The sequence below is a fragment of the Mesorhizobium sp. M1169 genome (assembly GCF_040318345.1).
Taxonomy (GTDB): domain Bacteria; phylum Pseudomonadota; class Alphaproteobacteria; order Rhizobiales; family Rhizobiaceae; genus Mesorhizobium.
The window spans coordinates 20,417-43,991 of the sequence record NZ_JAMYME010000031.1 but is presented as its reverse complement, the minus strand read 5'-3'; the positions used below and the strand labels follow the sequence as shown (position 1 = coordinate 43,991).

11 protein-coding genes are annotated in these 23,575 nt (G+C 59.8%); 2 read left to right on the top strand and 9 right to left on the bottom strand.

The window, feature by feature from the left end; genetic code table 11:
• Nucleotides 1–2: 2 nt before the first annotated feature.
• Nucleotides 3–2,360 (top strand): type I restriction endonuclease, encoded by a 2,358-nt coding sequence (locus NKH41_RS24735; protein ID WP_352690466.1) that lies wholly within the window; start codon nucleotides 3–5, stop codon nucleotides 2,358–2,360.
• A 279-nt stretch (nucleotides 2,361–2,639) separates the two neighbouring features.
• Here the strand turns inward: NKH41_RS24735 and NKH41_RS24730 are convergent, their stop codons facing one another.
• The 5 genes from NKH41_RS24730 to NKH41_RS24710 form a co-directional block, all read right to left on the bottom strand.
• A complete protein-coding gene (locus tag NKH41_RS24730) occupies nucleotides 2,640–6,188 on the bottom strand; it encodes an ATP-binding protein (RefSeq protein WP_352934438.1) in 3,549 nt (1,182 codons plus the stop codon).
• 185 nt (nucleotides 6,189–6,373) lie between these two features.
• Entirely contained in the window at nucleotides 6,374–7,222 is an 849-nt protein-coding gene (locus tag NKH41_RS24725; protein WP_352934436.1) for a phosphoadenosine phosphosulfate reductase domain-containing protein, read from the bottom strand.
• Nucleotides 7,219–10,560, bottom strand: a complete 3,342-nt coding sequence (locus NKH41_RS24720; RefSeq protein ID WP_352934433.1) for a hypothetical protein — start codon at nucleotides 10,558–10,560, stop codon at nucleotides 7,219–7,221. Before NKH41_RS24720 ends, NKH41_RS24725 begins: the two co-directional genes overlap by 4 nt.
• Nucleotides 10,557–11,492, bottom strand: a complete 936-nt coding sequence (locus NKH41_RS24715; RefSeq protein ID WP_352690451.1) for a DUF4007 family protein — start codon at nucleotides 11,490–11,492, stop codon at nucleotides 10,557–10,559. The genes NKH41_RS24720 and NKH41_RS24715 overlap by 4 nt, the downstream gene beginning before the upstream one ends.
• Before the next feature lie 40 nt (nucleotides 11,493–11,532).
• Entirely contained in the window at nucleotides 11,533–12,666 is a 1,134-nt protein-coding gene (locus NKH41_RS24710) for a cysteine desulfurase family protein (RefSeq protein WP_352934431.1), read from the bottom strand.
• Nucleotides 12,667–12,797: 131 nt separating this feature from the next.
• Between NKH41_RS24710 and NKH41_RS24705 the strand changes: the two genes are divergently transcribed.
• Nucleotides 12,798–13,250, top strand: coding sequence for a hypothetical protein (locus tag NKH41_RS24705; protein ID WP_352934428.1), 453 nt, complete (start codon nucleotides 12,798–12,800; stop codon nucleotides 13,248–13,250).
• Here NKH41_RS24705 and NKH41_RS24700 read toward each other — a convergent pair.
• The 4 genes from NKH41_RS24700 to NKH41_RS24685 all read right to left on the bottom strand — a co-directional run bounded on the left by NKH41_RS24700 (nucleotide 13,238) and on the right by NKH41_RS24685 (nucleotide 23,448).
• The gene (locus NKH41_RS24700) at nucleotides 13,238–18,568 is read right to left on the bottom strand and encodes an FtsK/SpoIIIE domain-containing protein (protein ID WP_352934425.1); all 5,331 of its coding nucleotides are present in this window, start codon (nucleotides 18,566–18,568) and stop codon (nucleotides 13,238–13,240) included. The two genes, NKH41_RS24705 and NKH41_RS24700, sit on opposite strands and share 13 nt — an antisense overlap.
• Nucleotides 18,565–20,109: a hypothetical protein gene (locus NKH41_RS24695; RefSeq protein WP_352934422.1), complete on the bottom strand. Its 1,545-nt coding sequence runs from the start codon at nucleotides 20,107–20,109 to the stop codon at nucleotides 18,565–18,567. Before NKH41_RS24695 ends, NKH41_RS24700 begins: the two co-directional genes overlap by 4 nt.
• Nucleotides 20,109–21,923 carry a hypothetical protein gene (locus NKH41_RS24690; RefSeq protein ID WP_352934420.1) on the bottom strand — a complete coding sequence of 605 codons (1,815 nt, stop codon included), beginning with the start codon at nucleotides 21,921–21,923 and terminating at the stop codon, nucleotides 20,109–20,111. Before NKH41_RS24690 ends, NKH41_RS24695 begins: the two co-directional genes overlap by 1 nt.
• A gap of 268 nt (nucleotides 21,924–22,191) precedes the next feature.
• Nucleotides 22,192–23,448 (bottom strand): endonuclease/exonuclease/phosphatase family protein, encoded by a 1,257-nt coding sequence (locus tag NKH41_RS24685; RefSeq protein WP_352690434.1) that lies wholly within the window; start codon nucleotides 23,446–23,448, stop codon nucleotides 22,192–22,194.
• Between the last annotated feature and the right edge of the window lie 127 nt (nucleotides 23,449–23,575).

The window sequence follows — 23,575 nt, the reverse complement described above, 5'->3', positions numbered from 1 at the left end:
AAATGGATGATGGAACCAAACCTCAACAACCCAAATCGGTGAGTGAGGCCACACTGGAGGCGCGTCTTGCGAAGTTCGTCGCCGCGACGTTTCCCGGGCTGGCGATCGACCTTCAGGAAACATTCACAATCCGTCTGGGCCACTCGGATCACGCCATCGGAAGCAAGCAAACCTGGGCCGGGGGGCGGGCCGACATTCTTGTTCGGAACGGCGGCAAGCCTCTCGCGGTCATCGAGCTGAAGGCGCCAGACGAGAGCATCGACAAGGATGCGGTACGCCAGGCGCTGTCCTACGCGCGCTTGGTCGAACCCATGGCTCCGCTGGCAATCGTCACGAACGGTGTCGAGACCTCCATACTGCGAAGCTTCGACGGAGCGGTCGTTGATACCGAAACATTCGACGAGGCGGCGGTTGCGGCAAGGTTCAAAGATGCAAGTCAGCTTGCGGGGGCGATCTACGACGACGCCGTGAGGGACCTGCTGGCCCGTGATGACATCGTCTTTGCCGATCTGCTTCGATCGGCATCGGTGCGCGCTCTTGACCAAATGACCGGCGACGTCAGGGATCTCACGCGGCCTCTATGCAAGGAATTCTCTATACCACGCACGGCCGTTGAGGCCCTTGCAGAATCCGTCCAGGCTGGCAACCGAGTGACGGTGCTTGTCGGTCCGGCGCTTTCCGGGCGCACCAACGTACTCGCTCAGTTGTGCCCGCGCGGCGATCTTACGCCAATCTTTATCGACGCGGTTGCTGCCGACCATGGCCCGATCCGGTTCATGGCAAATGTCATAGCAGCCAAGCTGTTCCGGTCGGCCAGCGAGGACACAGTCCGACACTGGCTTCTGCACCGGCTCCAGCAACCAGCCGCTCATCCAATCGCAATTGTCGTTGACGGCTGGGGCGGTGGATCGGGAGAGCGAACCCGACAGGACGTCTCGGAACTCATTCAACTCTGTGAGGGTAACGGCATTGCAATTGTGACAGCGATTGACGAGGCCTGGTTTGAAAGTCTGGCCATCACCGGGTCGGGGCAGGTATCAGCATTTGGGCGCGAGGCTGTCAGGATCGACCTTGATCCTCTTTCTCAACCCGAGTTCGCCACGGCAGTCCAACTGATGGCCGAGGATTGGAACCTTCATTGCGACCGTGGTTCACAGTTCAACGCAGACTACCGTCAGCCTCGCATTCTCCGTCTCCTGATTGCAAAAAAGCCATTGGGCTCACCGCCAATCATCGACGAGCAACGCATGATGATGACCATTACCCGTGTCCCGACCGTCACTGGCCCAAGCCTTCTTGACGGCGCCTGGGAGAGGATAGCGAATGGCACCATGAGGGATGACTTCCTGCGCTTCGCAAAGGCGTTCATGGAAGACGAATCCGGGCAGCCGGGCGACCCGCGTGCGATCGTGCTCATCAAAGGCCTTGGTGCCATTTCCCTGCAGGGAGCTGAGGCAAAGCTTGGCGAACCAAGGATCAAACGACTCGTCGATAGCGGTTTGGTTTCATACTTGTCGATGCCTGACGGAGACCGTTTTCTGTATCCGCGCGTGCCAGAGATTCTCGCCAAAGCGGCTGCGATTGTCATCGCTCGCGACATTCTAGGGGCCAACATCAACTCGGAGGAAGAAGCGAACGATCTGTACGACATGTTCATAGCGAGCTGCGCTGGCCTGCCACTTCCCGATGTTGTCGGCGCAGCAGTGCTGCGGGAGATTGCTTACCACAATGGCGATCTGCTGCCTTGGTTCATTGAAACAATGCTGGAAGACAGACCAAACGTCACGACAATTGGCGATGGTGCGACGATAATCATTCGAACACCCGATGGCATTTCGGAAGAGTTGGAGGTTCCTTTCGGTGCAGGCGGTCCGGCGATCGGCAATGATCTCCCATTTCTGATCCTGTCTCAGATTCTCGCGCTGCCCATGGCCCGGAATGAAGTTGGAGACATCAATGTCAATCTCGCTCTGGAGATCGGAGCATCCCCAAACTTCCTGCTTCGCGTCGATGAAAGACTTCAGGAATGGCTCGGCCTTGAAACCCATGATTTGCCCGGGGGAGGTTCCGTCATTTGTCCGAACGCTGGCGTGGTCGAGCCAGTGGTGAATTCGATAATCCAATTCGTTCAGGCGCCTCAGCTTCGCAGCAGGGCTCCCATGATGATTGAGCAGATGGCCAACCATGCGGCGGCGGAGCCGCCGCATCCTGCACTCGCCCTGCGCCTATGGACTGCATTCGGGGTGCTTGAAACCTCGATTGAAGAGTCGATCGCAGCTGCCGCAACGAAAGCGCGAGCGGAGTTTTTGAAGCCTTTGTTCGAGAGGCTTGCGTCAGACATCCACCCAAATGATAGGTGACAGCCCCGAAGTATCTGCAGATGTTTCGAGCCGAACGATACTCGATCCCAACTGCAGGCTCGCATCCGTGGCGTCATAGGCAGGGTTGGGAATGGTGTTCTCAAAGCCCAGACGGACTTTGCCAGACTATCGAACCTGACGAGATTTCCCATCATCGACATATTAGTTACAACAGGGGTCCAAACTGGTGACAACAGGCGATTGAGACCATGGTTGTCCCAAAGCGCACGGCAGCTTAGCCACGAGAGAGCGACACCGCCTGGCGCTCGATGGAACCCACTAGCCCGCTGCCTCACCACCAACCTGGGCCGCGACGGCTTCCTCGAAGACGGCAGTCTCCGCTATTGGCGCGGAGACGTTGGCGGCGATGAATATCGAATCGTGCTCCACCGTTATGAGTACTCCGCCGTTCTGGTTATTTTGCTTTGCCTTTGGGTTTCTGGTGATAAAGCCCAAAAGCGGAGGTTTTGTGCCGTCCGCGGGTTTCTCGTGCGAGCGGATCTCGCCATACCCGCCAGCCAGCTTGCTGAGTGGCAGGCCCCTTTGCAGAAGCCGGGGTAAAGTGTCGGTTGTTTTGAGGGCTTTGAGCGGGTCCTTTCCCTTCGGAATGACCTTGTCGTCAGGAATTGCCGCAACCGCGGCCATCAGTTCATCGATAGCGGCTTCAGTCATGACGAGGCGGGCATTCTCGGCATTATCCTCGTCACGTCCGAGGTAGCAGACGGCTCCATCTTGAGCGAGCGTCGGCAGGTTGAGGTTCTGCAGGGTCTTTGTATCGTCGAAATACGAGACGGTGACCGTCACAGGAAACGTCGCCGGCATTTTGGCGGGTAATCCCACCCGACCAAGGCGCGTTAACAGCGATTGTTGCAGGTCGAGCGCATAGTTTTCCCGCATTCGCTGAAACAGGAAATAGGGTCCGTTAGCCGCAAGCAGTTTTCCAATAGCAGCGCGATTCTCGGATCGCAAGTCTTTAGCATCCCATTCCAGTCGAATGGCGCTGCCGTCCTCTAAGCGGCCCAGAGGCGTCGTCAGGGAATTGCCGTAGTCCCACGACGTGTGCGTCAACGGGCTGACGTCGCCGGCAAGCAGCAGAATTCGTTTCGTACCCTCTTCGCGCACGAGATCGCATGCCGGCGTCATCACGATGAATGCGTCGCGAAGGTCTGTTTCCTGGCTGGGCGCGGGATAGTCGCGGCGCAGGAAAACATCGCCGAAAGCAATTGAGGGTTCGAGTTTGTTGGTGGCCACGCCAAGCCGTGCGCGATGCTGCCAGACGGTCTGGTGAACGAGATGCTGGAGGTCACTGGTTCCGGCAATATGGGGAGCGGGATAGAGACTAAGGTCGACCTCCTCGAGTGCGCGGGCCGCCTCGATGGTCGGGCCATCAGCCTCGATCTCAAACTGGAGGGCGCTATCAAACACGTCGACAAGGTAGCTGCCCAGCGGCTGCCCTTCGAAGTTCAAGAGCAACTGACTGATCTCACCATAGTCGGAGAGATCGAGCCGTCTTACGGTCTTGAAGAAACGAGCCGCCGCCTCTTTGAGGCTCCCTTCGTAATTCGATAGGAAAGTTGCGATCTTTACCGCATCAACAAGGTGCGTCGCTAAGCGCTCTAGCGTACGTGGAAGATTGTCCGCCTTAAGCAAATCGTCCTTGCGGTAAAACCTAAACAGGGCGCCAAGGAGCTTCGCTTGGTCCCGGAAGTCGGCTCGCTTGTCATTTAGTAAATGACTGCGTGACATGAGCACCACGGGCGGCGGCGAGGCTTGACGTGCAACCATCAGCTCCTTCACCAGCGTGATTGACTGCGCAATGTCATCAGGCTCCTGCACGCGAATGGGATTTTTGGGCTTGTTGATCTTAAGCAACACGCCATGGCGCGCAAATTGCGCCGCGTGGCCCTCTTGAATGTCGTCGAAGAGCTCTGCGAGATCGAATGTTTCGGAGCGCTGGCGACCGGAAACGCTGAGCTGATCAAGTACGCGAAGCCGCTTGGACACACTTTTCATTTCGGAGCGCAAGGTGTCGAGGCGCGCCTTGAGCTCGGATGGCAGATCTCGGCCTTTTAGGGCCTCCAGAGCTTGTAGTGCGCCCTCGGTTGCGCGCGCGAGCTCATGAGCCACGACCTCGACCATCAGGCCCACGCCGGCCATTTGAATCATTTGCTTGCCATCCGCTTCGACTTCTTCGATGCGTTTCTGAGCTCGTGCTGTGAGATCTTGGAACTCGACGAGTGCATGCTGAAGGTCATCGACGACATCCTGTTCGTCCTTGGGAACCAGCCTCCGAACTCGGGCAACCGCGGCAGAGGCGCGCGATTTCAGCTCGTCGATTTGCGATCTCATGTCGCCGAGCTCAACTGGGGTGAGCTTGTGTCGCCTGTCTACGTCCTTGAAGAAGCCCCAGAGTAGGTCCTTGATGACATGGCCCAGGACTTGAACGAAGGCAGCTTGTTCTGGGTTGACCCGGAGACCTTCGCGATTGGTTTGATCGAGCAGGTGGGGGTTGCCTGCCCGCGTGATCTGAACGTGTCCGACAAACTGGTTTTTGTTCAGGACATATCCGGTGCGGCCGAGCGCGCGCCTGTCTAGTCCGAGCCAGTCATCCTCCTCATCGCCATAGGGAAAAACGCGGAAGCCATCGCGAAAGAGCAGAATTCCACTCCAAGTTTTCTGCAGGTCGCGAACGTCATTGCGAGTACCGATGCCGTCGATTGCGGTGAAGTGACGGCGATTGTACCAGTAACCTTCGAAGTAGAAGGGCCCAACGGAGACAAGCGCAGTCGATGGAATTTCTCCCGAGGTTCCGGTGAGGAGACCCTCAAGATCGGGCTCCGTGAGTGTCAAGACGTCCGACTCTCGCGGATGGGGGTAGCCGAGGTTGACCGCGTCCATTCGGACAAACAGCTCGGGCTTCCCCTCCTTGAGCTCATATCGGCCCGTAAACGAGGCGTGGGCGGCTTCCAGAAGCGTCTTGTCCATAAAGTCGATAGGGATGCGCGTTCCATTCCAGGAAAGGACAATGCGGGGTCGCTTTTTAGGGTCAAGGAAGGGATCAGTAAGTCGCGCGAAGTCGTACCGAGCGAATTGCAGTAGGCGCGCCTCGGTCCAGTCCTCCCGGAGGTCACCAATGGTTAGACGTGTGCCGCTCCAAGCCCCATCCGGCTTAGAGCCGCCAGTACGGGGTTCGAACTTCACGTCCTCGATCATGGCATCAAGATCAGCGAAGGCCTTCCAGTTGATGTCTAGAACGTTGACAGTCCGATCGTCGGATTTCGCAGTCTCAACTCTTAGGCGCTCACCCAGCCGCATGGCGGAAAGACGCCCGATGCCCTTCTCACCCAAATAGGGCGTCGTCGCCCGGCCGGTGGCGATCGAGCTGTCGACCTCGTGTTTGCGCGAAGGGGTTCCGATAGTCAGGTAGTAGCTTTTCAGTTCGTCCATCGACATACCGTCCCCTGTATCGGAGACGGTTATGGTGTTGGCTTCGGCGTAACCGTCATCAAGGTTGGCAATGAAATCTTCGATGGACTTGCTCGCCAGAGCTGGCGCGAATGATGTGCGAGCGTTGGCGGCCGTAGGGTCGAGGCGACTCTCGAGATCGCTGCGAAGGTCACTGAGCGCCTCGGCGCTGCTCGCCTCAAGAGCACGAGCACGGATCTTAAGATAGGAGTTGCGCCGAAGCGGGACATTGAATACCAGCTCCACCCCTTTCCGAGAATGAGCGTCGATGGCATTCTTGATAAGTTCGTAGAAGGCAATGATATCCGAGCTAATTAGCTCGGCGCCCAGCTCCAAGACTGTGCGGGCAGATATTTTGAACAAGTGGCCCCCTCGGTCGGCAATATCCAGGCAGAACTGACTGCTCTAAGTCCCCAGCAGCTTAGCATCAAGCGAAGGTGTCAAGAACCTCCCTCTGACCTCCGGCCCAATGCCGGTGACTTTGCCGTCTACAGCTCTTTTTGGCAGTGGCAATGCAAGGGTTTCCCGGGCGATTACGCGACACCTCGTCACTTGTGGCAGATCACACATCCTGCCGCAGCCTCGTCAATTCCGTAGACGTCATCGATCGTAGGCACAACATTGCCGGCGAGCGGATTCACGCGGCGCCGCGCCAATAGTCGCGCGCGGCGCTGCTCGAACTCCCGCTCGATCTCGTCGACCCGCGCCGGGGCGCTGAGCTCATCTAGGCCCTCTCCCTGGCTCCAGGTGAAGGGTGAGCCGTGATCGCGGGCGGTCTTCTCATATCCCTTGGCCTCGTCGAACGCGTCGGGGTGCTCGCGCATCAATCGCACCCACTCGATTTTTTGCTGGAAGAAACAGAATGTGCAGCCCGAACGAGTCCGCCATCGATAGTACTCGGGTTCGCCTAGGCCGGCGCTCTCGAGCGTTTCGATCACACCGGCCCTACTGATGCCGTCCTCTCTCAGAGGGAAGTGCACCTGCATGTTGCCATGGGTCGCCTGATAGCCCTCGCGACCGGGTTCATCAGCCCGGATGGCCACGTAGGAATGCACGACAACCCCGGCATTGAGGTCCTCACGCAGCCACTGCTCGAGCGGACGGAGCTTGAGCTGCCGCGTGCACCACCGAGTTTTGGGGGAGGGCAGGAAATGATTGTATTCCTTAAGCCAGAAGTCGAAATCCCGGTCCGGATTAAGCCGGGTGATCGGTTTTCCCAGGAACCCCTCAAGCTTGTCGAGGAACGAATACACCTCTTCCAGCTCTTTGCCGGTGTCGGTGAAGAAGTATTCGAGATCGACCTCTGGCCGGGTCTGCCGCATATGGACGGCAAGGGCCGCGCTATCGCGCCCCCCTGATATCCCAAGGATATGACGCTCACGCACCGGAATCGTCATGCTGGCTCCAATCCCTTGCCTTCGGAAAGGCGTTCTACGATGCGCGCGAGAGCGGCAAGCTCTACGGCCGGCCTCATGCCCTTTAGCCGAAGCTGCGCCATCAAGTCGTCTGCCGCTTTGTCTGCAGTCGCAAGCTCCTGTTTCGACACCTGGAAGGTATGGAAGAGTGGCTTCTCCTTGGGGTCCAACCCTACCATGACCGAAATGGCTTGGGAGGTTGGGGAGCGGCCGCGAACCGCGGCGAATGTCTCTGCCTCGCGAAAGCGCAGGCAGAGCTTAGCCATTTCGAACATGGCCTGCTCTTGCTCGCGGTCGGACCAGTTGCGCGGCGGCTTGTGAACGAGCAGGCTCGCCAATCCTTCGATGTCGCCGCTGTTTCCCTCGAAAGCGCCGGCGCGCATGATGAAGGCGTCGACGCGCAACTCTGCTGACACCCCCGACGCCGTAGAGGAGCGCGGCCCAATCCCCTCAAATGTCTTCGTGTCGACCCCAAGATGCTCGGCGAGATTCTTGCGGAGTTCCTCCAGCATTTTCGGATAGGCGGACTCTGCCTTGTTCAGTGCGGCGACCACGCTGACCCCGGGATCGGGTTCTCCCTCAAGCGCGGACGCGAGGTCTGAAAACAGCAGCGCTTCAGGGTCGCTGGCTTTCAACACGATGTCCCTAACGTTACGAACACTTTCGGCCAGCGTCTGAGTGCGCTGCGCCCACAGCGGAAGAGCATGAAAGCGCTGATAGAGCGCCGATGCGACCGGCAACGCCTTCGCTTCAACGGGATTTGCCTCGGTCGAAAGGAGGGCGGCGAGCTGCTGGACGAACGCGTCGTCCCGCTTGGAGCGCGAAATTCGGCGAAACTCGATGGCTGCCGGATCCTGCAGAATGCGGTCGGCGATGATATCGTCGATGGCGGGCTGGAAAGCGCCGTCGACATAAACCGCAACCGCGTTTCTATGCGCCAGCAGATAGGACAATACCAGCACAGGCATGACCCCGCGCTTGATGCCATATGGCCGCGCGGCCCAGGTGTCGAAGAGTTCGGCCAGATTGACCAGCTTCTCACCCAACACCGCCCAGGCAGGCTTGAGTGTCTTGCCCGCCCCGTCATCGGCAGGATCGGCGAAGCGCCACACGCCCTTATCGTCCTGCCGATGCAGCCCCAACGGCCGAACAATCGTCAGATAGAGCCCACGCTCGACCGGGAAGTTCTCAATCCCAAGGTCTGCCACATCCGACTTCGAAACCATGGCATGCATCAAGGTCCTCAGGCCTGCCATGGCGGCAGTCGAGGGCTTGTCCCGATAGAGCAACTCCGATTGGATGGCGGGTGCGCTGCTGAAAGCAGCGCTCGCAAGCGCCGACGCCAAGACGGTCAGTTCCCCGCCATCGAGTTTCTTGCCGGCTGCATCCTTTGCCCTGTCACCGAATGCCCACCACCGGGCCAAAGAGAAGGCCTTCAGCAAGTCGCTGCGAACAATTTCGGCGATCAACGATTTGCGTGCCGACAACTCTCGGCGGGCGATCCGATCACCTTCGAGCTGCGGATGCGTCTCTTCGATGCGGTCTAAGGCATAGAGGTCGCTCGCATGATCCCTTAGCAGATAGACCTGCTCGCTGGCGGCTACACCGGCCAGGACACCCAAGTTTTCCAATTCGAGGCTGAGTTGCTTGGCAGCGACCTTAACCGGCGCCTCGAAGCTTCGCGCATCGGGAAGCAGCATTATGAGAAGACCTGCCGACCGCCGCTTCGTCTTGGCCAGCGACACAGCGGTTCGCTTGGCCCACGCAGCGGGGCTTTGCGGGCTCTCGTCGGCAAACTGAATGACGACATCGAATGTGCGCAGTGCACCGGTCGCGAAGTAGTGGCTCTTGGCTGCGATCGGTCCCACGCCAAGCCGTGAAGGCAAATCAGCCAGGACATCTGCGTCCAGCTTCAGCGCGACCTTGGAGATGGCCTCGTCGAGGTCGAAATCGCTGCCGGCGAAGAGGGCATATCCGCCAAGCCGCGGCTGCCGAATGAGGATAGCCCGGTTGACCAGCTCGTCGATGGCCGCCGCGACGTCGGCCTTCTTCGCTTCTGGTGCGCAAAGGGAAAGGATGTCGTCGGCAACCGCGAGTCCGGAGCCGTTCCTGAACAACTCGACGACCGCTGCGGCCTTGGCGAGCTTGGCAGCCAGCGAGCCGTAGAGTGCAGCCTTCTCCACGGCCTCCATAGCAAGTGTCATCCGATTGCTTTCAGGACCAACAGAAAGCGCGCTGCCGAAATTTGCGACCAGATAGTCCCAAAGCTGATCCGGCCCATACCAAGCGTTTCCGCCGACCTCGGTCCGAGCCAAGTGCGCCTGAAATCCGTTCGGTTCAGATGATGATAGAAAGCCGAAAACGCTTCGCTCGTTTTGTGCGAACCGTTGGCGTGACACGGGCCCCAACAAGAGCGCCGAAACCGGGTGCAATGGCCACGTTTGGGTGAGGATTTCCGTCAGCACCACGACATCGACCGGTCGACGGTGGGAGATCGCCTCCGCCGTCAGTCCAGCGATCGCTTTGGCGCTGGCCGGAGCTTGGTCGCTGCCAATGGCGCGAGCAATGAGCGCCGCGACCTCATCGGCTTGCGCAACGAAGGGCACGTTCTGGTATCGGCCCTGAACCTTTGCCCATTCGTCCCGGCCAGTCCGGCTCAGCCGGTTGGCGTACTGCTCAAACGACTGATGCAGGATGCCGACAACCACCAGCCTACCGTCAGAGCGTGCTGCCCGCTCGGCGAGATCCTGCAAAATATGCACGTCGCCGGCAGAACTCGTCGCATGCTCGAGGAACTTGCCGAGCTCGTCGATGACGATCAGCAAACCGCCCTTTTGACGAGCACGCGCTTCTAATTGGTCGATAAGTGCTCGTTCGTCGCGCGCTGCATCCCGCGCCGCCTGAGTCCACTCGAATTGCTCTGCGGCCGCATCCGCCAACGCGCCCGCCAGGCTCGTGCGCCGGCCGGTCAGTGCAACTACATCCCACGAGCGTCCTCGGCCAGGAAACGCCGAGGAAAACTGCTCCGCCAAATCTTGCCCAACGATCCCTTCGGCGAGAGCACGCTGTTTCTTGTTGCCGGCGACCAGATTAGCAACAAGCAGCGCCGCACAAGATTTGCCGCCGCCATACGGGCCGGTCCACGTGAAGGCGAACTGCGACCCATCGGCGATCCCCGCCAGCATGGCCAATAGCGACTTGCGGACGCTCGCCTGCAACACATACCCGGTGAGCGGCGGTGTTCCATTGAGATCGGTGTCGATCCGAGCGGACAGCGCGAACCGGCGTTCGACCTTGACGATGTCGGCAAGCTTGGTCATGCCGCTCTCCGACCACGGTAACCGGCTTTGACGAGATCGATCTCGTCAATTTCCTCGAGATGGCCAGCCAGAGCGATCTGACGGAGTCCCGCCGTATCGGTCCACACCATTTTCCCGCCGGTGGCGTCCCCGATGCTCATCAGCCGTGCCACTAGGCTATCCTCGTCAAGCTTGAAGACACGCCCGGGAGACCCGGGGTCATACTGCACCTGCTCTACGGAGAGGGTGGGGGACAACGAGTGCTGCCGCTCCCAGAACTGCTTTAACACGAGCGCAAATATGCTGTTGTCCAGTGAAGGCTTCTGCCCACGGACAAATTCGAGTTGGCCTGTCGACCGCTGCTCCCGCAACAGGCCGAGCTCGACTAGCAACGGTTCTGCCGCGTCTTCCCCTGCATCGGAGTGACGGGGCGCATAGCTGCGTACGAACACTTCAACGTCGCGCTTGAGGGTCTCGGCGGTTGCCCTTGCGGTTGCACGGGCTTCGACGATCGCTGCCATGGCCCTAACGAGATCGTCCCTGGTAAAGGCAATCTGATTGAGCAGGTTGAACGCGTAGTAAAATGTCGTTGCGGCGCGCGGCTCACTCACGAGGTGTGCATGCATCAACCACAGAGTGGACGGATGCTCGAGGTATGGGTCGAGCCCGGTGCCGTCGGCGAAGATCAACCGCCCTAGATCAGTGGCGTGAAGATGGGTGGGGCTGTCTCTCAGAATCTTCGTCGCCAACGCCCAATGACGCATGGAGAGCGCCATATTTTTGCCGACGCCGAAGGTGGCGATTGCGTTTTGTTCCTGAAATGTTCTACGATCGACTCCGTCCGGGTCGGATGCGTGGTCGAACGCCTTCTTCAGCCAAAGGAGCCGAAGCGGGAAGGTCTCGTGGCCCGAAACGCGAATCGCGGTCGCCGGATCATGAAGGTCGTTCAACATGGAGGGGATGCTACTGGAGAGTGTCGCCAGTTGGCAATCCCTAGCGCGCCACTATTGCTGATAGCACCGCTGCCGCCTCCATGGCGTCCGCCTCGCTATTGTAGCGAGAGAAGTATAAACGGACAGTTTCGGTAGCCTCTTGGTGAGTAAATTCCATCGCAAGTAGGACGTGCGATGCGGTGATCTGCCCACTCGTGCAAGCTGATCCTTCGGAAATCGAGATACGATCACCGGCCTTCGCTATTATCGACATGGCTTCATTACCGGGAAATCTCAGACTCAAACTTCCGGGTACCCGAATCGGCGCGGAAACATTCTCGATGAATTGCACTTGCCTGCTGCGCAACTCTTCGAGGAACAGAGCCGACAGCCGCCCTGAATGGGCGGCGTCCGCTACGAGCCGTGTCCTGGAGACCTTGGCGGCCGCGCCAAACCCGACCACGAGCGGCGTCGGTACGGTTCCAGGCCGCACGCCAGCCTCCTGACCGCCGCCGAACAACACCGGCAACGGCCGGAGAGAAGCGGCCGATGATATGAACAGCGCACCGATGCCCATTGGGCCGTAAATTTTGTGCGACGAAAGGCTCGCTAAATCGAACTCCGCACAGTCGAGAGGAAGTTTGCCCGCGCCCTGTGCAGCATCGACATGCACGAGCGCCCCCGCCGCACGGGCAATACGAACGACATCGGCAAGCGGTTGGATGGATCCCACCTCGTTGTTGACCGCCATCACCGACACCAAGAGTGTCTCAATGCCGACCAACCGTTCCAGAGCTGAAATATCGATGATGCCGTTCACTTTTACCGGCGCTTCGATGATGCGGAAGCCGGCACTCCGCAGCGAACTCGCGGACGACAGCACACTCTTGTGCTCGATGGCCGATACGACAATGTCACGCCGCCCGATGCCACCTTCAAGCGCGGCGAGAGCAATGCCCCTTATCGCGATGTTGTTTGCCTCGGTCGCCCCCGACGTGAAGACGAGTTCCTGTGGATCCGACCCGAGGAGGGACGCGAGTTCCGAACGCGCAGTTTCAACGGCCTGTGACGCCAGCATCCCACTCAGGTGAGGCGAGTGCGGATTGCCGACCTGAGCATGCCACCAAGGTGCCATTGCTTCCATCGCCTCCGGCGCCAGCGGTGTTGTCGAGTGGCCATCAAGATAGATCGGCATATGCGCATCTGACTCTGTCTTCGGATCAAGCTCAACCTAATCCGGAACGGGGAAAATTCGAAATCGGTTCACGATCGAGGCTCAGCCAATTTGCTGATAGCATGCCTGGGCGAACAGGAGATGCGTATCCCATGACCGAAAGCAACGACGTCAGCGTCAAAGAAATCTACAAGGAGCAATACGCTCACTTCAGAGCGATGAACGACATCCTCTACAAGATTCCCCCGCTGTTCTCAGTGGCAATCGGCGGCTTGTGGTACTTCGCGGCATCCCAACTCAAGAGCGATCGGCTCATCGCCGTCGGCATTTTCCTGTTCGCCGCCGTCGTGAGTGTGGCCAGCGTTTTCATCATGGGTCGCTTCAGCCAGGCTTTCAGCCTCTACATCACCAATTTGAACAAGCTCGACGGCGACTACGCCGTCTCGCTCAAGAACAAGGACAAGAAATGGCCGCCCTCAACGGTAAAGATCATTCAGTTCCTGTTGTGGGTCGCGGCCGCGATGTCGTGCGCCGGGGTCATCTATGCCCTCGTCCTCCTGCTCGGTCCTGCCCCGCCCCCGGTTTTGCCAGCTCAGCCGTCCTGAGCAGCGATAGCCGACACGACGTCTTCTATATCCTCATCGGACAGGAATGGTGCCTGTGCGAAGACGGTCGAGGCCTCGCCGCTCAGCCGCGCGGCCAGGTGCCCGAGGCCGAGCAGGTTTTCTGCGCCCTTCATCCCGAGTGCGATCTCTGAGGTTCCGATGCTCGCGACCTTCAAGATCAGCCGATTACCAAGATTGTCACGCAACTGAACAGGCATGACCCCGGCATCGGGCCGTTGTGCCGCAAAGACGAGGTGAATACCGGCGGCTCGCGCCTTCACCCCCAGCCTCGAAACGATCGAGGTAACGGCACCCTTGTAGTCCTCGGTCAGCATCCATTCTGCGAACTCGTCGTGGATGAGAAACTTCATCGGCAGCCGTGCTTCTGGCGCGGCCTTGATGTTGAACGATCGAATGTCGCGAGCCCCGCTCTGCCTGAACAGCTCGTACCGCCGGTCCATCTCGACGACGAGCCCCTCCATCATTTCGATCGCGGACGCCTGGTCAATGATAATCCCACCCTTCACATGCGGCAACCGCTCGATAGCGGAGTAGTCGACGCCCATTTTCGGATCGATCAGGTGAATGTGTACCAGGGCGCTAGGATTGGTCGCGGCGATGTCGAGGATCAGCGCCTGGATCAGCACCGATTTACCGCTGCCCGTCGCGCCGGCGATGAGCGTGTGCGGGTCGTGTTGTGACACGCCAGCGAACGGCCCACCCAGGTTGAGATAGAGAATTTCGCCGTCGAGCTCGCGCAGACCAAGAAGGAAGCTCGTGTTGAGACCGGCGGCATTGCGGTTCAGGGCACGGCGCTCCCAGAGATCCCACATCGAGACAATCTGCCGCTTTGCTCTTGCCACCCCGACCACGATCTCGCCGGGCAGCGGCGAGATCGAGATCACTCGCAGGCCATGTGTGGTCAGAAGGGCGGACTGTTTAGCTTCGATGTCTTCGACGCGCAGGCGGTCGCTGCCGACAAATCGCACCAGGGCGGCGTTTGGCGTCAATCGCATCCCAGCGATCTTGGCCTGTAGATTGTAACCCATAAGCGCCGTACGCAGCCGGCCGGCCGTCGCTTCGAGCCATTGTTCGTCCTCGCCAGCCGCCGACTGCACCTGCCCCGCTTTTCGAGACACCAAGCCGGCAAAGCTCTCGCTACCCGCTGAGATCGGTTCGGCCCCGTCGTGCTCCTCCCGATCAGGCGCGGCGGGGCGGGCAGTGGCATTAGGCTGAGCCTCGCCGGCATCAGCAACACGCGCTGTTCCCGCGCTCACGTTGGGCTCGGGCGGAAGAGGCATGGGTCTCGGTGGCGGAGGGCTTGGCGGAGCTGCGTCCGGCTCGGGGCCGGCACCACTGGCTGGGCCACTCTTGGTAGTCCACCGAACGCGTGGTGCCGGCGCGCGAAACTCAGATGTTTCCCACGGCCTGCGATCTCCCAGCGCGCTTCTGATCGGCATCAACGGTTCAGAGGCCTCATAGGCCTTGATCAGTAGCCGCAGACCTTCGCGCGTGTAGATCTCCTGCAATCCCCGAACCTCGGTCACTTCGTCCTGATCGCCGGGCGAGCCACCCGCGTGTGCGGGTCCCGAAACGAAAATATGGGAGTAGCCCTTTAGATCGATCTCCACCGTGCCATTTCGGATGCCATTCCTCACCTCCTCGAGCGAAAAGCTCGCGCTTAGAGCCGACGGTTCATCGAGCAGGATGTCGGCAAGACGCGAAAGCCATAGGTCACGGTCAAGCCGCCCCGGATCGCCGAAAAGCGCGTCCTCGATCCGACGCGTTGTCTGTCGCAACTGCTGGCTGGAATGACGTTTGGCTTCCGCCAGACCACTGGCCTCGACATACTTCGCTTCGGTTACAACAGCGCGAAGCCTTGGGTGCCCTTCAGGTCCCGGGTCGACGCTGAGCGCAAGGATGTCGGCAATTCCTTCCTCTCGCTGGCCCAGCCATTGCGCGTAGTCGTCGAGGAGGAACCACGATGCCGGACGCTTCAAAAGCTCCTCAGCAACAAGTGCGCGACTGAGAACCAGGCCTATCAACTCCCCCGCTGATACGCCGCGCTTGGCCGCACGCAATATGACATCGCCAGAGATGGCCGTCGCATCGGCTATCATTCTCTCGGCAAGCGCCGATAGACGGTCGTCGCTAAGCCCGAGGCTGAGTTGATCGAGGCGTCGACGGACAAGCACCGGCAGGACGCGCAGGTCCGAGGTCGAGGACACCACCATGTTGCGGCCGTGAGTGCGTTCGCGCCGATATCGGATGACCTTGATGCCCTGCGCCATGAGCTGCCGCTTGTCGAGGAGGTCGTCATAAGTGGCGACCCACTCCGCCAGGCCGTGAACATCCTTGAACATGGCCTCCAGGCCATGGTCCTGCAGCGAAATCTGACGCGCGGGCAGGTAATGCTCGTTGTCGCGATGCGACTGTTTGCGGATCACGGCCGCTAGTGCGTCGAGATAGGACCAGCCGACCCGAGGTTGGCGGGGCGAAACCAGATAGCTGGTAGCGGTGAGTTGTTCTTCTCCCACGACCCGGCGATACGACCAGCGAGGCGGCACGTGGTCGGCAATTGAAGGGTCCGTGTCGTCGTTGCGCGGGACAGAAAACCAGGCCTCCCTGGCGTGACGCGATACGACATCATGCAGGAACGCGACGTCCACGCTTCGCTCGTCAGGCGCGCGGCGCCCCGTGCTGCCTTCAAGCATCACCCCTATTCTCAGCTTCGACATGAAGTTGAGCGAGGTTTCACTGACGACGATGGCGTCGGGGTCGTTGCCGGATTGATCCAGCAGATCGGTATAGACCTTGTTGAGCTTGGAACGGTCTCGATGGCGGACGAGGACGTTGCAGTGGACCTCTTCTTCGTGGACCGACCCCAACGTGTTGACCGTGGCCAATGGCAGGCCAGCAGCATCGCAGTTGTAGAGCATGATGCTGAGATTGGCGCGCTCATGCGGCTGCAAGTCGAGATAGCGGCCGATCAGCCCGCGGATCTCACGCGCAGCCTCTGCCGGATCCACATCGGTGGACGCTTCCGAGGGATCGCGAACCGGCCGCTCCATGAAGCTGTAGTCGTTGAGCGTGCTCGTCTCCGTCAGGAGAACCGCTTCGCCACCGGTGAAACCCGGTACTGCCTCCGGATAGTAGGGGTGCGCGAGCTCAGATCGGAGATCGGCAAAAAAGAGCCGCTGGTCGCCGAAATTGACTTCCTCCGCCTTGAGCAGGTGATCGATCAGGCCGCAGAGAGATCGCATCTTGACCGCCGTTGCGGCCATTCGCATCGGGTGCCACGGCGCTACGATCGCAGCCGGCGTCGAACCGGCAATCTGAACCGTGCCGATCCTGAGGATCGGTTCCCACAGGTCCCGCCGGTTTAGGTCCCCTGGCGCCGAGCTCCGAAGTTGCTCAAGCAGCCTGGCGTACAACTCGGCCTGTTCCAGCTGGGGTGTTCCCCCCATGCCGTTCGTTCGCCAATCTTCGATGGCAGCCGAGTAGCCCGCGACGAACGCAGTCCATGTCTCTCCAAGGTCCGCACCGGCAGGCGGCATCATGCGACCGCCCGCGACGGCTGCCTTGATGGCCCTGGGCAGGACCTTGCTTAAGTCTTCGACATTGGTTGATCGTGGAACCAACGATCCCGCATCCTGGCGGAACGAGGGCTGCAAAGTGCCTACGTCGGCGAGCGATACCGACTGCATCGCTCCCTTCTTGCTGACCAGCATGCGTGACACTTCGGCAATGCCGAATGGGTTCTTTTCGAGCCGGGCCAAGTCATCGGGCAACGCCAGTCCGATCGCGTTTGGCTCGGCCCGCCAGATCAACTGGACCGTGTTTTTCTCCGCACCTGGGCCGCTTCCCACTGTCAGAGTGAGGTCGAACTTGATCTGAATGTTTGCGCGCGACGTCGAGACGTTCTCGCGGAATTTGCGGCTCTTGCTTGCGGCATCGAGCAGCGCCTCAAACTCGAAAATGTGCGGCGTGTCCCAGCTAACCGCCTGTGGGAGAACTTGACGCAGGGCATTGTATTTGAGGCTGAAGGCGCGGGCCACGTCCGCATTCATGTCCAGCCATTGCGTCTTGGTCCGGCGTGAAGATCGGATCTCGATCCGCCGAGGCATCTTGAGCGTGCCGAGCTGGGCAAAAAGCCGCTCAATGCTGCGGACCAAGCCATCGAGGAAATCCGTGCACTCGATAGGGCGTCCGTAGACGAACTTCTCCCATTTGGCGCGCAACTGTCTGTTGGCCGCCAAATCCTCCCGATGAGCTTCGAAGAACTCGCGATCGTCCTCTCGGGATTCCTTGAGGGATCGACCCTTGAGATCGCCGAGATACGCCTTGTCCGGATCGCTCAGGCGATCGGGACGCTCGTAGTCGAAAAACTGAGCGGTCTCTTCCGGAAGCTTCAGCTTCTTGAGCTTGAGGCCCGAGAAGATCAGAAGAATATTGTCCTGCTCCCACTCGAGGTCAGCGAGCTTTTCGGTCGCTTCGCGCCACCCGGCTGGCGAATCGACGAACGCCTCGATCACCGAGTGCAGCTCGGCGGCGATCTCTTCTCGAACCATCTCGAACTGATCCCGCAGCTCGTCGGCTTCGATCGGCTGGCGATTGGGCCGCTGCTTGGAAAGCAGCGGTCTACGGTCAGTGATGAGTTTGTCGTAAAGGCGTCGCCAGCGGCTTTGCTGCTGCAGATCCTTTGGCCGCTGCGATCGGAAGTATCCTGTGTCGCGCGGCAATTGCAGTGCCGGCAGCGCCCAGCCAAGTGCGTCCGCGACGGGCAGTGACATGCCGTCGATCGCCGCGCGTGTCATGGCAACATAGTTGCTGAGCTGCGCGAGTGGCCAGTCATCGACACTGGACAAGGCCTTGAGGGCTATGTGCCATGGTTCGATGTGCTCTTCCGGAAGCCCGAGTCCATCGGATGCAGGGAGCACCCAATAGGCGGGTCCCTCTTTGAGTTCCTTGGCACCGATCAACGCCACATCGTGCAACGATGCGCCCTGATCATCGTCGGTGTTCGCGATAAGGAGCGCAGGACGGTCGCACTCGGCATGCCGCCACGCCACGGTCCTCTCATCGGTGATCACGGAGTCGGGCAGACCCTGGCCGTCGACAAGCGCGCGGGGCACAGCAATCTTGACCTGGGACTGAATCGAAACGTCGGAAACCAGCTGCCTGACGATCGCGGCAACCTGCGGTCCGGTGAGGCGATCGAGCATGAAACGAGCGGTTCCGCTGTCGGCCCCGAGGCCCTGCAGACGCTCCTGGAGCGCCGCAGCGCCTGCTGTGCCGATCAGATCGAGGGCGTTCATGCTCGCACCTCGCGGCGAAACGGATTTTCCACATAGGCGGCCGAGTCCGACAGCCGGTTGAGGAGGCCGAGGCTAATCAGCCGTTCCTCCAGCCGCCGCGCATTGTCGGAAAAGTCTTCCTGATCGGCTTTTCCGGCGCCGATGATGCTCGCGGCCTGTTGATCTCCGATCACAAAGCCATAGCAGTCGTGTAGCGCGGCGAGGAAGTCCTTGAACTCCATACGCTCGCTCACGCAGCAAACAACCAGCGTCTTGAGCAGCCGGTCGGTCGGTGCGTAGCGCACGCGGCGGCTTGACCGACGCGAGCTCAACCCGATCTGCCGCGCCCAGGTCGAATGCACCTTGCCTACATGTTGCGCGTGTCTGGTTTTCGCCCTGCCGACGAGTTCTTCGATCAGGTCGCCGGGATTGCTCATCCCGGTCGGTAGGTCGTCGGGGTCCGGCCAGTCGAACTGGCGTCCCAATACCTCCGCGGCGCTGAGAACGGCATCGTCCGATTTAACGGCGTGCTGCCACTCATGAGAACATTCGGCACTGCGGACGTAATGCTCAATGGCAAGACCCGGCAGCGCATTGTTCGCCTGAAAGGAGTCCGCCGCAAGGTCACGGATCACGGTCTTTCGTGGCGATACGATCTCGCAGATCATCGTGATGGGCACCGAGTCCAGGAGTTCTCGCGCCCGGTCAAGCTGGTACCGAACAAGATTGAGCCCGGTGATGGTTACGATGTGTGGCAGAGCGTCGAACACCGAAATCGGGCTATCCAGAATAGCGATCCAATCCTCGGCAAGTTGATCGAAGATCGGGTGGGTCGAGCAGGGCAAGTATGAACCCGGCCGATCACGCTCGGCAAGTTGTGGCTCCCCTTGCAGCGCAGCGACCAACCGATCGTAGACGGTTGGTTGCTCAAAGAGCTTTGCGACCAGCCGTTCTTTGAGCTCGGCGGCTCGCTTGGACCGGCAAAGCATCAGGTAGAGAACTTCGCCGGTTCGAGCGAAGAAACGTCTGTCAGTCGAAACACCAGACGCCGTCACAGCGGCATCCTCGTAAAGCGCGCTGGGACCGAAGGGGAAGACGAACTTTGAACTCCAGCGTTTATTGCTGGTGCCTTCGATGGCGGAAGACTGCAAGAACCCCACCACAGAGGCGAAGTCATCGAAGCTGTCGAAGCGGCCACGGAGGTAACTGAAGTCGCGGCTCTCAAGGCCGCCGGCGTTCTGTTCCATCAACTCCAGCCATTTGGTCCAGGCTGCATCGTCGGAAAGCTTTTCGGCCCCGATGGTCAGAAGATACGGATTGTTGAAGATCAGATTGCGCAGTCGCAATTGCGTCTGCGGACGATAGGACAGTGCGTTGAACTCCTCTTCCGCCAAGGCGCGGCCGGCAACGTGCTCCGATCGAAGCACGCCAAGGAATTCAAGCAGAATCAGCCAGGGCGTCTGTTCGTCATGCAGGCGATGCCCCCAGATCGCTTCATCGACCCAGAACGCGGGTCCAGTGCGATCCTCATGGGAAATTGGGCGTTTCAGGATCTCCATCATTAGAGCCTCACCGTCACGCTACGCGATGATGCACGACCATCGGAATTGAGGTCGATGAACTTGAGGACGATCCCGTCACTGCGATCGTCACCGTCAAGGACCCTCCGCCGTTCGACGGCGCTCAGAAGCCGTGCCTTGAACGCAAGAAGGTCCTCGTGGCACTCGAGCGAAAAACTCGTAGGCAATGCGCCCTCGGCCACGCGGCCCAAGAACTCAAAGCGGGTCGTCGACAGTTGCAGCGTGACTTCAGGCGGATCATCACGCGCAAGCCGAACCACCAGCCTCATGCCTCCATCCCCGTCACCGAGCAGCGCCACCTCCTCACCAGCACGACGGGCGACCGACACAAATTCCTCAAGCAGGGGACTGGTTCTCGACTGCGATTGGCTTCCCGAACTTGCAAGCACCAACTCGTCCTGGTTCTGGATCAGCATGCCGGTGAACACCCGATTTAGCCCGCGCACGAGCATGGGCATCACCTGCCGCGGCAATGCTCGTTTCTCGGCAAACGCGCGACTGGTTTCGAGATAGAGCCCGGCGTACCGAAAGACGGTCAGGTCCCAGAGGTCCAACGTGTCTGCCAGGTCGTCTGAGATGGTAAAGAACAACCGCTGACGCTGCCCGCGAAGGAGCCCGAGAAACCGGGCGACAGCGCTCGGATCCTCGCCCTCGAGGTAGGACTGTTGCGCCCGTTTATAGGCTGGCGTCTCGCCGTAAGCCTGATCGGTTTGCACGAGGGCTCGGTAGGTTTCCACCAACGCCGGATCGTCGGCACCGTAGACCAGCATATTGTCGACTTTGTTGCTCGTTTCCGAGCCGATGCCGAACAGGTTGAGCTTGCGAAAGGGTTCGGTTCTCTCTGCGCGGCTTGGTTTCAAATTCCCGCCGAATACATTGCAGTAGGGACTGGCACGCTCCGCCGTTCCCGCGGCTGCCAATTCGGCGACATCGGTGCACGCCATTAGGCCGTCGCGCGCATCGGGATGGCCAAGAATGATGTTCGTGACAAGGGATAGAACCTGCCGGATGGTAAAGTGACCACCATTCTGTTCGCTGGCTTCGACCAAGTTGCCCAGCCGTCGCCGGAAGAGACCGTTGCCGTCGGTCCCGATCAGCCGTTCACGGTTCTCGCGGATCGGACAGGTTGCCCCATTCAGCGCCGGGCAATCCCCGCAGCCGCTCCAACCGGGGTGCAGCGTCACCGCGTCAATGACCTGATCGATCATCACGGCGGCGGCAGACCGGCTGAGATCCCTCAAATCGAGCTTAATCGCAGAGTTCCCACTGCGGCCAACGACCAGGAGATTCTCGACCATCTCGACCAGAGCGCTTGTCGTCTTGTCGCTGCCGGCGGTCTTCATTTTTTCGAGAAGCTGGCCATGATTGGCTGCCATCAGGTAGACCCTGGGGGAATTGGGGTCTGCGACATCCCACGCCATCTGCTCAATCAGCGGCTTACTCTCGTCGGAGCGAAGCTCACTCAGATCCTTGACGACGATGAGTTGGCGAGACCCCAAGCTGAGGCGCTGGATCTTCTCTCCGGCGTTCCAGTCCTCAATCGTGCCTCCGAGCTCAAGCCACACGCGTCGGCAGTGATAGGTCTTTCCGTCGCCGGCGGTGCCCGTGAGGATGATGGACTGGCACTCGTCCGACCTGAAATTATCGACCAGCCACGCAAGATGCTGGGCGGGCAGCTCAATAGGCTGCATCTTCAAGCGAGCCAACGCCCGCTGAATGGTCTCGTCGTACATATTGTCGTTGGTCGGAATGGGCCCGTAGTTCCGAAGAAACCGGATCCAGTTGTTGGTCGGCATGCGCTATCCCCCCACGACTGCCGCCTTGCGCTGACGACCGTCCTGGAATTCCAGCGCAGCCCCATGAAAATCAGTCAGTTGCACACTACTGTAGAACTCGTGAAACGCAACAATACAACACCGAGGGGTCGGCGAACGCCATCTCCTCACCCCTTCGCGGCAGGGTTCCAAAGATTGGGGCCCCGTTAAACGCAGGGGATAAGACGTCCTTATTCATCTGTGCGACCATGAAACCGGCCAAGCGAAGAACGCGCCGAGTCTCTCAGACCTAAAAGCTAAAACTTGCGATCAACGGGCAATGGTCTGCGATGCCGAGCAGCGGCTCGGGATTGTCTTTGTTGGGATGACGACTCCCCCCGAGTCTTCCAATCGAGGTATGCGTCGCATCACCTCGAGGGACAAGGCCCGGTCCCAGCAAGATGTGGTCGAGCCCGATGGGATTTCGGCACCCAAGATAGTTGTGAAACCTCAAGACATCGACTTCTGGCGTATCAAGTGCCCGCGTCTCACCCATCCCGCACAGAAGCTTCCCAACCTCATTGAGAGGACACAGCTCCTTGAGCATCGTGAAGGCGCTCGATGCAGGCTTGCCGTCGATGACTTCCTCAAACAGGGAGCTCACGCGCACGCCGGCGGGGAGTGGGGTTGTAGGGTCGCTGCCATCACTTCGCACCGCTCGGGAGTCCTCAAGCTCGTGCCAGAGGTTGCGATTGAAGTCGCCCAGCAGGATGGTCTTGTCGGTGACCGCCGTCTCTCGGTCGATCCAGGTCTCTAGGGGGACGATCTGGTCGTGCAGGATCTGGCAAGCGGACGCATCTCCAGCCAGTGGGTTTCCACCGATGGGGGAGACGCAGCTCGATTTCAGATGCACATTGAGGACTTGCAGACGCGTTCCGCCGATATCGATGGCCAAGGACAGCCCTGGCCGGGGCTGATCCTTGGGTGGCCTGACATCTTTGAGCGTCAGAGGGTCTTCGGTCGCGCAAGCGATCTGGCTGCCCAGAGACCTCTTCCATGCGATGGCAAGACGTTGGACCTTGAAGGTCGTGAAGGAGCAGACCTCCCAATCGGCAGCGCCGTTTGGCAAAACCTCAAGAACAGCTTCTTTGCCGCTTACTTCCTGAAAGGCGATGATGTCGGCCGGAACGCTGTTCGCGATGAAATTTTGTATTTGGGTGCGGCGTTGCTCGTACGCGGCGAGTGTGACCCGGACGGTGGCAAATCCGACTCCCTGCTTATTGGCTCCGTAGACATCGCAAACAGGAAAGCGGGCGGCATCCCAACCCTCTATATCGAATGCGTTGATGTCCCATCCGAACTGCGCACCGATCTGTGTCGATGGGCGGTATCTTTTTGTGGCCGGGTCCAACTCGTAAGTTGCGGTGCAGGCTTCGATCCAGTCCGTGACTGTCGCGCGATCCATGTGCCAACCCAGATTCCAGGTGGCAATGCTGATATCACGCGCGGCAGCCGCGCCCGCCAGACTCGAAAACAACAGGCTCAGAAGCACAAATAGGCGACGCATCAATGACCCCCTGAATTGGAATGGGCTAGCACCTACGCACAAGTCGGAACGTCTTGCGGCAAAGCGGCGGCAAGCATAGCTTGCGCAACCACAATCCGTTGGCTTCAATCTTATGCAGTTTCCATGA